The sequence below is a fragment of the Micromonospora sp. A3M-1-15 genome, assembly GCF_024213425.1.
Taxonomy (GTDB): Bacteria; Actinomycetota; Actinomycetes; order Mycobacteriales; family Micromonosporaceae; genus Micromonospora; species Micromonospora chersina.
On the sequence record NZ_JANAVK010000009.1, the window covers coordinates 1 to 12,601 of the forward strand.

Genomic DNA, 12,601 nt, shown 5'->3' on the forward strand with positions numbered 1-12,601 from the left:
CGGACCGGCGAAGATGCCACCGGTGAAGGCCAGACCAGCAATACCGAGAACGCTCTTACGCAGCATCGTGTTCATGACGAAAGCTCCTTGGGGGTTGGCGCACCACGCCGATAGGGGGTCGGCCGTGCGCAAGCACCGTCAGGGCGCTCAAAAGGGGGAAGTCTTGGGGGGATCATCCGGCGTGCGGGGCGGGGCCTCTTCGTCGCGCCGGGACCATGTACAACGACCGGCGGCCCACCAACATTCCGGGCCCGGCCACCCCGCCTGGCGGGGCGCCTTCCTCGGTGGTTCACGGGGATACAACGACGCCCGCCGGCCCGCCATTCCGCCGCCTGAGTGCTGGCTGGCCCCCCGGAAACGGACATCCGGCGCAGCTCACCTCGGTCGGTGGAACGGCATGGGTGTGTCCGGGCGTCGGAGACACCCATGACGTTCCACTCAGGCCTGAGGTGAGGGCGGAAACGGGACATTCACCCCAGGGCTCGGGTCGGGTGGGGCGGGTCAGTGGTCGTGGTCGTCGGACTCCTCGGGGACCCACCAGCCGCCGCGGTACAGGGTGCCGCGGGGCGGCTCGGCCGGGGCGGGACGTGAGCGGCGCGCGCGGCGTACGCGGCTCACCACGAACCAGCCGACCGCGCCCACGCAGACCACGATGACCACGTTCTGCAGCGCCCCGACGTACGCCTCGACGACGTGCCAGTTCTCGCCCAGCAGGTAGCCGGCGAGCACGAAGGCGCTGTTCCAGATGAGGCTGCCCAGCGAGGTGTAGAGCAGGAAGACCGGTACGGGCATCCGTTCCACGCCGGCCGGGATGGAGATGAGACTGCGGAAGATCGGAATCATCCGGCCGAAGAACACGGCCTTGACGCCGTGCCGGAGGAACCACGCCTCGGTGCGGTCGACGTCCGCCAGCTTCACCAGCGGCAGCCGGCCCGCGAGGGCGCGCATCCGGTCCCGGCCGAGCGCCGCGCCGACGTAGTAGAGGGCCAGCGCGCCGAGCACGGACCCGAGGGTGGTCCACGCGATGGCCCCGGCCAGGCTCATCCGCCCCTGGCTGGCGGTGAACCCGGCCAGCGGCAGGATCACCTCGCTGGGGATGGGCGGGAAGAGGTTCTCCAGGGCCACCGCGAGACCGGCGCCCGGGCCGCCGAGCCGTTCGACCAGGCCGGTGACCCAGCCGACGGGTCCTTCGCCGGCTGGTTCCGCGGCTCGTGGAGCCGCGACGCGGGGACCGACGAGGAGCTGTGCGTTTCCGATCATCCGACAACGTTACGAGGCGACCCGGCCGGCGACCACGGAAACCGGGCCCACTACCCTGCGGGCATGCGTACGCCCCTGCGTCTCGCGGTCGCCCAGCCGCTCTGCCGCGCGCACGACGTCGCCGGCAACGCCGAGCGGCACGCCGCCGCGGTCCGGGCCGCCGGGGCACGGGTGGTGGTCTTTCCCGAGCTGTCGCTCACCGGGTACGAACTGGACGCCGCGCCGCTGGACCCCGCCGACGCCCGGCTCGCCCCGCTGGTTGCGGCCTGCGCCGACACCGGTGCGCTGGCGCTGGCGGGCGCGCCGGTGGCCGGGCGGCACATCGCGGTCCTCGCGGTGGACGGGGACGGCGCGCGGGTCGCGTACCGGAAGATGTGGCTGGGTGGCGCGGAGCCGCGACACTTCCGGCCGGGGCCGGAGCCGGCGGTGCTCGAGGTGGACGGTTGGCGGCTGGGCCTCGCGGTGTGCAAGGACACCGGCGTCCCGGCGCACGTCGAGGCGACGGTGGCCCGGGCCGCCGACGCCTACCTGGCCGGCGTGCTGGAGTCGGACGACGACGCGGCGGTCCCCGAGGAACGCGCGCGCCGGATCGCCACGGCCCACGGGGTGTGGGTGGCGGTGGCCAGCTTCGCGGGGGCCACCGGCGGTGGCTACGCGCGGGCGGCCGGCGGTTCCGGCGTCTGGTCGCCGGCCGGGCTCGCGGTCGTCCGAGCCGGGACGGCCGTCGGGGAGGTCGTCACGGCAACCCTCCACTGAGGAGGGGCAGCCGGTGTCGGGCCGGTCGCCTACGGTGGGGCGACGGGCCACCGGCCCCGAGTCCGCCGCCGACCGCGGCGGTCACCGTGACCGGCACGGTGGTCGTACCCGGGCGGGAGGTGAGAGGTCGATGACGGGCGCCGACTCGGACCGCGGACCGCACCAGGTGGACCGCGAGGCCGTCGACGACGCCGCCCGGCTACCCGAGGCGGCCGCCCTGGTGGAGGTGGCGGCCGCGGCGGCGGGCGGCGGCTCGTGAGCGGGCGGGTGGTGGGCATCCGGCGCTATCCGGTGAAGTCGCTGCTGGGCGAGGAGCTGGAGGCGGTGGCGGTGGACGCGGCCGGGCTGGCCGGGGACCGGCGGCTCGCCCTGCTGCACCGGGAGACCGGGCGGGTGGCGAGCGCGAAGAACCCGTACCGGTGGCGGGCGCTGACCATGCTGCGGGCCACCGGCGGCGACGGCGCGGTGCGGATCGCGCTGCCCGACGGGCGCACCGTCGCGGCCGGCGACGAGGGCGTGGACGCCGTGCTCTCCGAGGTGCTCGGCGCGCCGGTGACGCTTGTCGACACGCCGCCGCCGGACGCGGTGCTCGAACGGTCCCGCCCCGAGGAGGTGCTCGCCGCGGGGGTGGCGGTGCCGGTGCCGTTCGACGAGGGGCGGCTCGGGGCGGCCGCGCCGCCCGGCGGCTTCGTCGACTTCGCCCCGGTGCACCTGGTGACCACGGCGACGCTGCGGCGGATCGGGGCGGAGCTGCCGTCGGGCGTGGTGGACCCGGTGCGGTACCGGCCGAACCTGGTGCTGGACACCGCCGGCCCGGGCTTCGAGGAGAACGACTGGCCGGGTCGCGAGCTGCGGATCGGCGCGGACGTGGTGCTGCGGGTGGTGGCCCGCACGCCCCGCTGCGCGGTGCCGACCCTGGCGCACGGTCGGCTCCCCCGCGACCCGGAGGCGCTGCGCGTGCCGGCCCGGCTGAACCGGGTGGTGCCGCTGGACGGCCTGGCGCCGCAGCCCTGCGTCGGCGCGTACGCGCAGGTGGTCCGGGCGGGCCGGGTGCGGGCGGGCGACCCGGTGCGGCTGGCCTGAGCCGGCGGGCTCAGCCCTCGTCGCGCCCGCCCCCGCGCAGCCCCGCGTACGCGTCGAGCAGGTCCCGGAGGGCGCCGGCCGTGGCCTCGTCGAGCTTGCCGTCGTCGGCCAGGTCGCCGATCCGCTCGCGCAGGTCCTCGACCCGCTTGGCACGGTCCTTCGGCTTGCCGCGGTCCAGCTCGGCGGCCTTCTCGCGCAGGTCGTTCGCGGTCTTGCGGTCGATGCGGCCGTCCGCCACGGCCTGGTCGACCACGTCGGCGAACTGCGCGGCGAGCTGGCGCAGGGTGACCGGCGCCGGCGGGGTGCTGGCCGGGCCGGAGGTGGCCGGCTCGGACGGCGTCGAGGGGACCGGTTCCTCGGCCGGCGCCGTGCCGGTGGACGGGCCGGCGACCGGCCCGGTGCCCGCCGGGGTGTCGGGGTTGTCGCCGAGCAGCAGCGTGCCGGCCAGGGCGAGCAGCAGCACCACCCCGGCGGCGACGAGCGCCCCGATGAGCCGGTTCGACCGGGTGGCCGGCCCCACGGGCGGCGGTGGGACCGGGCGGGGGGCCCGCTCGATCAGCGTCGGCGGGTGCTCGGGGCGGGACACCGTGGGCAGGATCGCGGTCGGGGGGTCGGCCGGTTGGCCGGCGCCGAGCCGGGTGGCGAGCTGGGCGGCGGTGGGCCGCCGTGCCGGGTCCACGGCCAGGCAGGCCAGGGTGAGGTCGGCGATGTCGGCGGGCAGCCCGGGAACGCGCAGCGGCGGCACCGGGGGGCGGTGGGCCCGGACGTCGAGCACGTCGTCCCAGGTCTGCACGGGCAGCGGGGCGCGCCCCGTGAGGGTGCGGTAGAGCAGGGCGCCGAGGGCGTACACGTCGCTGGCCGGGTTGGCCGGGCCGGGGGTCATCCGCTCCGGCGCGAAGTACGCCGGGGTGCCCATGAGCAGCTCGCCGGTCTGCCCCGCGAGGGGGTGGCGCGGGCCGGCCAGGGTGGCGATGCCGAAGTCGAGCACCTTCGCCCCGGTCTCGGTGAGCATCACGTTGCCGGGCTTGATGTCGCGGTGCACCACGCCGATCCGGTGCGCGGCGGCGAGGGCGGCGGCGATCTGCCCGGCCAGCCGGACGGCCTCCGGCCAGGCGAGCGGCCCGCCGGTCAGCCGGTCGGCGAGGGTGCGCCCCTCGACCAGCTCCATGACGAGGTAGGGCGCCACCGAGCCGTCGGGCATGGTGGCCTCGCCGTAGTCGTACACCTGGGTCACGTGCGGGTGGGTGAGCCGCGCCGCCGCGCGGGCCTCGCGCTGGATGGTGGCGCGCAGCTGCGGGTCGGCGGCGAGCTGCGTGGCGAGGGCCTTGACCGCGACGGGGCGGTGCAGGACCTCGTCGTCGGCGCGCCACACCTCGGACATCCCGCCGAGCCCGATGCGCTCGCGCAGGACGTACCGATCGTGCAGCCGGAGCGAGGGCGTGAACGGCGACATGGTGGTCCAGTGTGCCTGGCCGGTGGGCTGCCCGACCAACCCGGTGCCGGGTTCCGCGCCGATCGGGCGGTTCCGGCTCGAACGGGGTGCCGTCCGGGTGGCGCCGGCCACCCGGACGGGCCGTCGACCGGGGTCAGGACTGGCAGGTGGGCACCCGGGCGGGGCGCGGCTCCATCCGGTCGGCGAGGCGGCGCAGCGCCGCCGCGGCGGCCAGCCGGGTGGGTGCCAGCCGGGGCGGCCGGGGCCGGTCGGGGCGGACCGGGGCATCGGGGCGGGCGGAGTTCACGTGCCGGGTCACGGCGTCGACGGCGAGGACGAAACCGGTGGAGTGTTCCATGGTCAACTCCTGGGTGCGGGACCGGTGGAGGTCCGGACGACGAGATCGGTGGGAAGCAGGAGGTGGCCGTCGGCCGGGTCGGCCGGCGGCTCCAGCAGCAGTGCGGCGGCGAGTCGGCCCTTCTCCTCGGCCGGCTGCCGGACGGTGGTCAGCCCCGCGGCGGCGGCCTCGGCGACGTCGTCGAAGCCGGTGACCGAGAGGCCGGAATCGGGGCCGGCCGCGTCGAGCACTCCGAGCGCCAGCACGTCGGAGCAGGCCAGCACGGCCGTGGGCGGGTCGTCGCCGGCCAGCGTCGGTGCGACGGCCGTGGCGGCGGCCGCCCGGCTGTTGCCGGTGGCGTTGAGCACGGTGATGGCCGACCACGGGACGCCGACGGCGGCGAACGCGCCGGCGAAGCCGGCGAGCCGGTCGCGGGTTGTGGGGTGGGGCGCCTCACCGGGACCGTCCAGCCGCAGCGGGCCGGGCGGCGCGTCGGGCAGCATGGTGTCGGCGAGCAGGGCCACCCGCCGGTGCCCGAGGCCGGCGATGTGCGCGGCGACGGACCGGGCGGCGGCCCGCTCGTCGATGCCGACGAAGCGGTCGGCCGGGCCGGCGGCGCTGGGTGCGGTGGTGACGAGGGGCAGCCCTCGGTCGCGGATCGCGCCGAGCACGTGCTCCTCGTCGCCGACGCAGTAGACGCAGAAGCCGTCGACCGCGGCGTTGTCGACGGCGGCCCGCGCCCGGTCGCGGTCGCCGGGCAGCGGCACCAGCAGCAGGCTGGTGCCGTGCTGCTGGGCCACCTCGCCGACGCCGGCCAGGAAGCGCACGGCGAACGGGTCGGTGAACGCGTAGGACAGCTCGGAGGTGAACAGGACGCCGATCGCGCCCACGAAGCCGCGGCGCAGCGAGCGGGCGGTCGGGTCGGGTCCCGGGTAGCCGAGGCGGCGCGCGGCGTCGAGGATCTTCGCCCGCAGCGCCGCGGAGAGCTGGTCCGGCCGGCTGTAGGCGTTGGAGACGGTGCTGCGGGACACGCCCACCGCGTTCGCGACGTCCTGCAGGGTCGGCTTCGCCACCGGTCTGCCCTTCTGGATCGATTCAGTGCTGTATCGATTCAGAAGCTACTCCGCCGATCGGCGGGAGTCAACGGGAGACGGTCAGGCGGGGTAGAGCTCGTCCCGGATCCGGGCCAGCAGCTCGGGGGTGCGCTCCGGCGGCGCGGCCTCACCGCACAGCCGGTCCATGGCCCCCGCGTAGTGGTCGAGGTCGTCGCGCCGGTCGAGGTAGACCGCGCTGGTCAGCTGCTCGATGTAGACGATGTCCGGCAGGTCCTGGTCGCCGAAGCGCAGGATGCTGAAGGCGCCACCCGCGGCGGCGTGCCCGCCGGCGTCGAACGGGACGATCTGGAGCCGGACATGCGGCGCGGCGCTCGCCTCGATCAGCACGTCCAGCTGCCGGCGCATCACCTCGGGGCCACCGACGGGTCGGCGCAGCGCGGCCTCGTCGAGCACCGCCCAGAGCTGCGGCGGGTCGCTGCGGCGCAGCAGCTCCTGGCGTTCCATCCGCAGCCTCACCCGCCGCTCGACCTCCGCCGGCGGGGCGCCGCGGTGGCCCAGCAGGATCACCGCCCGGGCGTACGCGGGCGTCTGGAGCAGGCCCGGGACGAACTGCACCTCGTAAGTGCGGATCAGCGCGGCAGCGGCCTCGAGCCCCAGGTAGGACTGGAACCAGCCGGGCAGCACGTCGCCGTAGCGGTGCCACCAGCCGGGGCTGTTCGCGTCGCGGGCGAGCTTGAGCAGCGCCGCCCGGTCGTCGGACGCGGTGACGCCGTAGAGGGTGAGCAGGTCGGCGACGTCGCGTTCCTTGAACCCGACCCGGCCGAGCTCCATTCGGCTGATCTTGGATTCGGAGGAGCGGATCTCCCAGCCGGCGCTCTCCCGGCTCACCCCGGCGCCCTCCCGGAGCCGGCGCAGCTGCGCCCCGAGCAGCATGCGCAGCACGGTCGGGCCGCTGGTCGGGCCTCCCTCGACGGGCACCGTCGTCACCTGGCCGTCCTTCGCATGCCGACTGTCCTGACCGGACGCCCCAGCCCGGCCGAGGAGTAAGCATGTCATGGACCGACAGTGATGGGTACTCCTCCGGACGGGGGATAGGGTCCCGTCAGCGGGACGGCGACCGGGCGATCAGGTGGTCGAAGTCGCCGTCGCGGGCGCCGAGCACGAACGCGGCGATCTCGTCGACCGTGTAGATGAGCGCCGGGCCCTCCGGGTGCCGCGAGTTGCGTACCGCGATGCCACCGCCGTCGGGCAGCTCGGCCAGCTCGACGCAGTTGCCGCTCGGGTTGCTGCGCCGGCTCTTGAGCCACCGCACCGGCGGCAGCTCACTGGTGGGTACGCCGTTCGACGGCTGCTGCATGGGGGCGTCCTTCACGGGAAGAGCCAGCCGATGCCGCGGGGAGGGGCGGTGGGTGGCGACGGGGTGCTGTCGACTGTAGACGGAGATGCACGTGCATCTGCTATTGCATCTGCAATGGACAGCGAGCATGATAACGCACGTGCGGTGTACCCGGACGTTCACGCTCGGTTACCCGGATCCCGGTTGCGAGCAGGGCGAACACCCCCGGCCGGCGCCGTCCGGCGCGGCCCGTGGACTGCGGTGAGGGAGGGCGCGTGCCGGATCCGATGACCGTCGCCTCCGGCATCTCCGCGGTCGGCGCCCTGGTCTCCGCCTGGCAACTGCGCCGCCGGGCCGTCCGCGCCGAGGCCGAGATCGAGCTGCTCCAGGCCGAGCTGGCGGCCGAGCGGCACGCCGCCAGCCACGACCCGCTCACCGGGCTGCCCAACCGGCGGGCCTTCTTCCGGCTGGCCGCCACCCTGCTCACCGACGCCGCCGGCAAGCCGCTCGTCGCCATCGTGCTCGACCTCGACGACTTCAAGCAGGTCAACGACCGCTATGGGCACGCCGCGGGCGATCAGGTGCTGGTCAGCGTGGCGCAGCGGCTGGCCGCGTTCGCCGGGGACAACCTCGTCGCCCGGCTGGGCGGCGACGAGTTCGCCGGCCTGCTGGTCAGCCCGACGGTGGACCGGCGCTGGATCGAGCACGCCACCCGCCGGCTCTGCGAGGCGCTCGCCGCGCCGATCCCGCTGGGCGCCCGCAGCATCCGGGTGACCGCCTCGGTCGGGCTCGCCCCGGTGCACGGCCCGACCCAGCTCACCGACGCCCTGTGCCGGGCCGACGCGGCGATGTACCAGGCGAAGACGGTCGGCCCGGCCCGCGCGACCCGCCAGCTCGTCGCCGAGTGCTGAGCCGGCCGGCGGTCAGGCCGGCGGGCGACCGGGGTCGCGCCACGCGCCCGGGGGTGCGAGCAGGTGGTCGGCCCGGTCAGCGCCAGCCGTAGCCGGCCCGCAGCGCCTGGCCCACCCGGTCGAACCGGCGCCGGTCCAGCACCGCGCCCTCCCGGCGGATGCTGTCCTCGCGCATGGTGAGCACCCGGTCCAGGCGGACCCAGCTCGACCGCTGGTCGCGGTCCCACTCCCCCGGGCCCAGGGCCAGCCAGTGCCGCTGGCCGTCGCGGTCGCTCTGGCTGGACAGCATCAGCCCGAACAGCGTGCGGCTCTGCCGGCCCACCACCAGCACCGGACGGTCCTTGCCCTGGCGGGGGTCGTCCTCGTACGGCACCCAGGTCCAGACGATCTCCCCGGGGTCGGCCTGCCCGTCCAGCTCAGGCGCGTACGCCAGCTCACGCCGCTGCAACGCGGTGACCTGGCGGCGCCGGGCGACCTGGGCCGGAATCGGACCGGCGGTACGGGTGGGCGCGGCCGCGCCCCCGGCGATCCGGCCGAGCCGGGACGCCACGTTCCTCAACAGACCTGCCACGGCGGGCAGCCTATCCCGGCCCCGGTCGGGCGCACGGCGGGGAGCGCCCTGCGCCGTCACGGCGCGCAATTGGGTTGTTCGACGGTGGTACGCGGGGTGACCATGGTCGGCATGGTGGGGGATCCGGTGTGAGGACGCCGCTTCAGGGCGGGCTCCCGCCGATCGACGCGGTCGTCGGCGCCGTGGTGGAGATCGCCTGTGACGAGTCGGGATTCTCGGGCACCAATCTGCTCCATTCGGCCACCCCCGTGATCACGCACGCGAGCGTCGAACTGGGCGTGGACGAGGCGGTCGGGCTGATCACCGCGCTGCGCTCCGGGTTCCGGTTCTCACCGCACGAGTTCAAGTCCGGGCAGTTCCTCCGCGGCCCGGGCGCAACCGAGGCGCTGGAGTGGTTCCTGAGGGCGCTGAGGGGCCGCGCGTCCGTTCACCTGGTCGACAAGGAGTTCTTCCTCGTCACCCGCATCGTCGACCTGCTGCTGACCGAGCCGTCGTACGCGGCCGGCACCCGCCTGGCGCAGGATCACCGTCCGGCCGCTCTCGCCCTGTACCGGGCGGGGCGTTCGGCCGGAAGCGACTGGGTCGCCTTCCTGGCGGCCTTCGTCGACATGGTCCGGACCAAACGCCGGCATCCGGATCACCGGACCGTGCAGCGGTTCTTCGCGGCCCGGGACACGCTGGCCCGAACCGGCCTGGGCACCCCGGCCGAGGCCGTCCTCGACGGGCTCAACCCGGCCCGCGTGTGGTCCGTGGTGACCAGGCTCGACAACGACGACCGGTCGATCCCGCCACCGCTGGAACCCCTGCTGCCGGCGCTGGCGGAGACGGTCCTGTCCTGGAGCGGCGGACAGCGGCAGGTGCTGGTGACCCACGACGAGCAGAGCGCCCTCACGGCCGACCGGTTGGCCCGTCTCCAGCGGGCGCTCGCCGACCACGGCGCAGCACCGGCGGCCGGCGCGGTCGGTGCGTTGCCGGCCGGAGTGTCGCCCCTGGCCGGGCTCGTGATGGTCGACTCCCGCGACGACCCGCGCGTCCAGGTCGCCGACCTCCTGGCGGGGGTGGCCCGGAGGTCGCCGGGGATTCGGGACGACGCCCTGCTCCAGCCGCTGCTGTCCCCGACGTCACTGCACGACCCCGGAGGGTGAGGCTCGCCGACTCCGGGACGCCGGCGGGGCCAGGGGGACAACAAGGTGACTCCCGAGCTGTCGTTGATCCGTCTTGGGGCGGCCGCCGGGGGCCGCACACTGACCCCCATGAACCCTCCGGCCGCGTTCCTCGCCGACCCGCCGCTCAGCCCGGCGGTGACCGCCGCCTACGAGGGCGACCTCACCTCCGACGGTTACGTCAACAACCTCACCCGGGTCTGGTGCTGGCGCCCTGACGTGCTGGCGTCCTTCCAGGACCTGCGTGCCGATCTCCTGGCCGCCTCGGGCCTGTCGCCGCGGGAGGTGGCCGTGCTGGTCGCCGCCACCGCCGCTGCCCGCGGCGACGCCTACTGCGCGCTGGCGTGGGGCGCCCGGCTGGCCGACCTCAGTGACGAGGCGACCGCGGCACAGGTGCTGCGCGGCGCCGACGGTGACCTGTCCGAGCGGGAGATCGCGCTGGCCGCCTGGTCCCGTCAGGTCGTCGGGAATCCGAATGCCGCCACCGAGGCCCAGGTGGAGCGCCTCCGCGACGCGGGCCTCAGCGACCAGGAGATCTTCGAGGCGACCACCCTGATCGCGTTCCGGCTGGCGTTCTCCACCGTCAACGACGCGCTGGGAGCACGCCCGGATCCGCAGCTCGCCGAGAAGGCGCCCCGGCTCGTCCGCGAAGCCGTCACCTTCGGCCGCCCGGTCCAGGCAGCCACGTCCGACAGCGGCGCCGGGTGACGCGCGTGCCGGCGCCCACCTCGACCAGGGCGTCGGGCGTTCCGCCGTGGTGTGCCCGGATCGCCGCGACGATCTCGGCCGGATAGCCTGGGCGGACCTCGTGGTAGGCGCCGGCCACCCCGCCGAAGAGCTGCGACGTGACCGCGATCCTCGCCGGGCCGGCCGGTCGTCGCCGCCCCGTCGGGAGGAGTGCCGTGGAACCGGAGATACCCCGCGACCTGCCGCTGTTCGAGCGAACGGCCGTCCGGCTGGTGGTGTTGGACGCCGCCGACCGGGTGCTGCTGTTCCACACGCGCGACCCGGACCATCCGGTGCTGGGCACCTGGTGGGAGCTGCCCGGTGGCGGGCTCGACCCCGGGGAGACCTACCTGGAGGCGGCGGTGCGGGAGCTGCGCGAGGAGACCGGCATCGTGGTGGCACCGGCACAGGTGGGCGCGCCGACCTGGCGGCGCCGGGCCAGTTTCCGGCACCGGCAGCGGCGGCACCTCCAGGACGAGGTGGTGGTAACGGTGCGGCTGCCCGGCCCGGGGCCGGACGTGGACGAGGCGGACCGGCTGGACTACGAGGTGGAGGACTACTTCGGGTTCCGCTGGTGGCCGGTGGCCGACGTGGTCGCCGACCGGCCGCGCTGCTACCCGGGGCGGCTGCCGGAGCTGCTGCCGGCGTTCCTGGCCGGCGAGGAGATCGACGAGCCGTTCGAGTTGTGGTCCTGACCGGCGTGCCGGACGCGGCGCCGACCGGCACAGTGGAGCGGTGAATCCTCTCCACGCACCCCTGGCCCACTACGCCGAGCGGCTGCACCGCGCCGCCGGCGACGCCCACCACGTCGCCTCGCCGCTGGGCGCCTGGCTGCTGCTCGCGCTCACCGGCCCGGCGGCCACCGGCGAGGCCCGGGCCACCCTCACCGAGGCGCTCGGCACCGACGCGGACGACGCCGCCGCGGCGGCCCGCGCGCTGCTCGCCGAGCCGCACCCGCTCGTCGCCGCGGCCACCGCCCTGTGGGAGCGGACCCCGTTCGAGGAGCTGGCCGCCTGGCGGGCCGGCCTGCCGGACCGCACCGAGCGCGGCCCGCTGCCCGACCAGGCGGCGCTGGACGCCTGGGCCCGGGAGCGCACCGGCGGCATGATCGAGCGGTTCCCGCTCGCCGTCGCACCGGACACCCTGCTCATCCTGGCCAGCGCGCTGGCCACCCGGGTGTCGTGGGCGGACCCGTTCCAGGTGGCGCCGGCCGCCGAGCTGGGGGCCGGCAGCGCGTGGGCGGACCGGCTGCGACGGGTGCTGCGGACGCCGCCGTGGGGGCACCGCTGCTGGGTGGCGGGCACCGAACGGGCCGGCGACGTGGCGGTGCACGCCGTGCCGGCCCGGCCGGCGGACGGCGGGGCCGGCCTGCTGGTGGTGTCGGTGGCCGCCGCGCCGGACGTGCCGGCGGCCGACGTGCTGGCCGCAGCGTGGGAGGTGGCCGCGGCGGCCGCCACCGCCCCGGACGGGGTCGAGCCGGGCCGGCGGTCCCTGTTCGACCTGCCGCTGGGCGAGACGCCGCTGTGGACGCTGCGGGAGGAGCCGACGCGGACGTTCGCCGCGGACGGCCGGGTGGAGCACGCCTCGGCCGTGCTGCCCTGCTGGTCGGCGGAGAGCCGGCACGACCTGACCCCGGCCGGGTTCGGCTTCGACGGGGCGGCGCGGGCGCTGGGCGCGCTCCTCGGGCTGGCGGAGCCGCCGTTCGAGGCGGTGCAGTCGGCGGTGGCGCGGTTCGGGCGGTACGGCTTCGAGGCCGCCGCGGTGACCGCGTTCGGGATGGCGGCCGGGCTGCCGCCGGAGGGGATCGCCCGGCTCGCGGAGCTGCGGTTCGGGCACCCGTACGCGGTCGTGGCGGTGGCCACCGACGAGGCGGGCGGGCCGTGGCACGGGCTGCCGGTCTACTCGGCCTGGGTGGCCGAGCCGGCGGAGCTGCCCGAGGACGAGGTGGCGGACCCGCCGGAGCAGTGGTGA

At 76.0% G+C, this 12,601-nt stretch carries 15 protein-coding genes; 8 read left to right on the forward strand and 7 right to left on the reverse strand.

All coding sequences use genetic code 11. The features are described from left to right. Positions 1-501: 501 nt before the first annotated feature. The gene (locus NLX85_RS31685; protein ID WP_254341425.1) at positions 502-1,260 is read right to left on the reverse strand and encodes a DedA family protein; all 759 of its coding nucleotides are present in this window, start codon (positions 1,258-1,260) and stop codon (positions 502-504) included. A 63-nt stretch (positions 1,261-1,323) separates the two neighbouring features. Here NLX85_RS31685 and NLX85_RS31690 point away from each other — a divergent pair, with 63 nt between their 5' ends. The 3 genes from NLX85_RS31690 (at position 1,324) to NLX85_RS31695 (ending at position 3,099) form a co-directional block, all read left to right on the forward strand. After that, on the forward strand, positions 1,324-2,016 hold the full coding sequence (locus NLX85_RS31690; protein ID WP_254341426.1) for a nitrilase-related carbon-nitrogen hydrolase: 693 nt from the start codon (positions 1,324-1,326) through the stop codon (positions 2,014-2,016). A gap of 130 nt (positions 2,017-2,146) precedes the next feature. After that, complete coding sequence (locus tag NLX85_RS33225; protein ID WP_256567854.1) at positions 2,147-2,275, forward strand: hypothetical protein; 129 nt, start codon at positions 2,147-2,149, stop codon at positions 2,273-2,275. Then, a complete protein-coding gene (locus NLX85_RS31695; RefSeq protein WP_254341427.1) occupies positions 2,272-3,099 on the forward strand; it encodes an MOSC domain-containing protein in 828 nt (275 codons plus the stop codon). Before NLX85_RS33225 ends, NLX85_RS31695 begins: the two co-directional genes overlap by 4 nt. 10 nt (positions 3,100-3,109) lie before the next feature. Here the strand turns inward: NLX85_RS31695 and NLX85_RS31700 are convergent, their stop codons facing one another. The 5 genes from NLX85_RS31700 to NLX85_RS31720 form a co-directional block, all read right to left on the reverse strand. Next, positions 3,110-4,552: a serine/threonine-protein kinase gene (locus NLX85_RS31700; protein ID WP_254341428.1), complete on the reverse strand. Its 1,443-nt coding sequence runs from the start codon at positions 4,550-4,552 to the stop codon at positions 3,110-3,112. Between the two features lie 133 nt (positions 4,553-4,685). Further along, positions 4,686-4,889: a hypothetical protein gene (locus tag NLX85_RS31705; protein ID WP_254341429.1), complete on the reverse strand. Its 204-nt coding sequence runs from the start codon at positions 4,887-4,889 to the stop codon at positions 4,686-4,688. 2 nt (positions 4,890-4,891) lie between these two features. Further along, positions 4,892-5,941 (reverse strand): LacI family DNA-binding transcriptional regulator, encoded by a 1,050-nt coding sequence (locus tag NLX85_RS31710; protein WP_254341431.1) that lies wholly within the window; start codon positions 5,939-5,941, stop codon positions 4,892-4,894. Between the two features lie 81 nt (positions 5,942-6,022). Further along, the gene (locus NLX85_RS31715; protein ID WP_254341433.1) at positions 6,023-6,910 is read right to left on the reverse strand and encodes a helix-turn-helix transcriptional regulator; all 888 of its coding nucleotides are present in this window, start codon (positions 6,908-6,910) and stop codon (positions 6,023-6,025) included. A gap of 115 nt (positions 6,911-7,025) precedes the next feature. Beyond that, entirely contained in the window at positions 7,026-7,280 is a 255-nt protein-coding gene (locus NLX85_RS31720) for a DUF397 domain-containing protein (protein WP_254341435.1), read from the reverse strand. Between the two features lie 254 nt (positions 7,281-7,534). Here NLX85_RS31720 and NLX85_RS31725 point away from each other — a divergent pair, with 254 nt between their 5' ends. Further along, complete coding sequence (locus tag NLX85_RS31725) at positions 7,535-8,170, forward strand: GGDEF domain-containing protein (protein ID WP_254341437.1); 636 nt, start codon at positions 7,535-7,537, stop codon at positions 8,168-8,170. 76 nt (positions 8,171-8,246) lie between these two features. On the opposite strand, the gene NLX85_RS31730 is transcribed toward NLX85_RS31725, so the two are convergent. After that, positions 8,247-8,741: a type II toxin-antitoxin system PemK/MazF family toxin gene (locus tag NLX85_RS31730; RefSeq protein WP_254341439.1), complete on the reverse strand. Its 495-nt coding sequence runs from the start codon at positions 8,739-8,741 to the stop codon at positions 8,247-8,249. A gap of 128 nt (positions 8,742-8,869) precedes the next feature. Here NLX85_RS31730 and NLX85_RS31735 point away from each other — a divergent pair, with 128 nt between their 5' ends. The 4 genes from NLX85_RS31735 to NLX85_RS31750 all read left to right on the forward strand — a co-directional run bounded on the left by NLX85_RS31735 (position 8,870) and on the right by NLX85_RS31750 (position 12,601). Next, positions 8,870-9,886 carry a hypothetical protein gene (locus NLX85_RS31735; RefSeq protein WP_254341441.1) on the forward strand — a complete coding sequence of 339 codons (1,017 nt, stop codon included), beginning with the start codon at positions 8,870-8,872 and terminating at the stop codon, positions 9,884-9,886. A 108-nt stretch (positions 9,887-9,994) separates the two neighbouring features. Continuing rightward, the gene (locus NLX85_RS31740) at positions 9,995-10,612 is read left to right on the forward strand and encodes a carboxymuconolactone decarboxylase family protein (RefSeq protein ID WP_254341442.1); all 618 of its coding nucleotides are present in this window, start codon (positions 9,995-9,997) and stop codon (positions 10,610-10,612) included. A 194-nt stretch (positions 10,613-10,806) separates the two neighbouring features. Beyond that, on the forward strand, positions 10,807-11,325 hold the full coding sequence (locus NLX85_RS31745; RefSeq protein ID WP_254341445.1) for an NUDIX hydrolase: 519 nt from the start codon (positions 10,807-10,809) through the stop codon (positions 11,323-11,325). Between the two features lie 40 nt (positions 11,326-11,365). Then, entirely contained in the window at positions 11,366-12,601 is a 1,236-nt protein-coding gene (locus NLX85_RS31750) for a hypothetical protein (protein ID WP_254341447.1), read from the forward strand.

Bases quoted from the DNA above. Each gene is read 5' to 3' on its own strand.
- NLX85_RS31720 (WP_254341435.1), bottom strand. From the start codon at position 7,280: ATGCAGCAGCCGTCGAACGGCGTACCCACCAGTGAGCTGCCGCCGGTG.
- NLX85_RS31740 (WP_254341442.1), top strand. From the start codon at position 9,995: ATGAACCCTCCGGCCGCGTTCCTCGCCGACCCGCCGCTCAGCCCGGCG.
- NLX85_RS31705 (WP_254341429.1), bottom strand. From the start codon at position 4,889: ATGGAACACTCCACCGGTTTCGTCCTCGCCGTCGACGCCGTGACCCGG.
- NLX85_RS31690 (WP_254341426.1), top strand. From the start codon at position 1,324: ATGCGTACGCCCCTGCGTCTCGCGGTCGCCCAGCCGCTCTGCCGCGCG.
- NLX85_RS31685 (WP_254341425.1), bottom strand. From the start codon at position 1,260: ATGATCGGAAACGCACAGCTCCTCGTCGGTCCCCGCGTCGCGGCTCCA.
- NLX85_RS33225 (WP_256567854.1), top strand. From the start codon at position 2,147: ATGACGGGCGCCGACTCGGACCGCGGACCGCACCAGGTGGACCGCGAG.
- NLX85_RS31700 (WP_254341428.1), bottom strand. From the start codon at position 4,552: ATGTCGCCGTTCACGCCCTCGCTCCGGCTGCACGATCGGTACGTCCTG.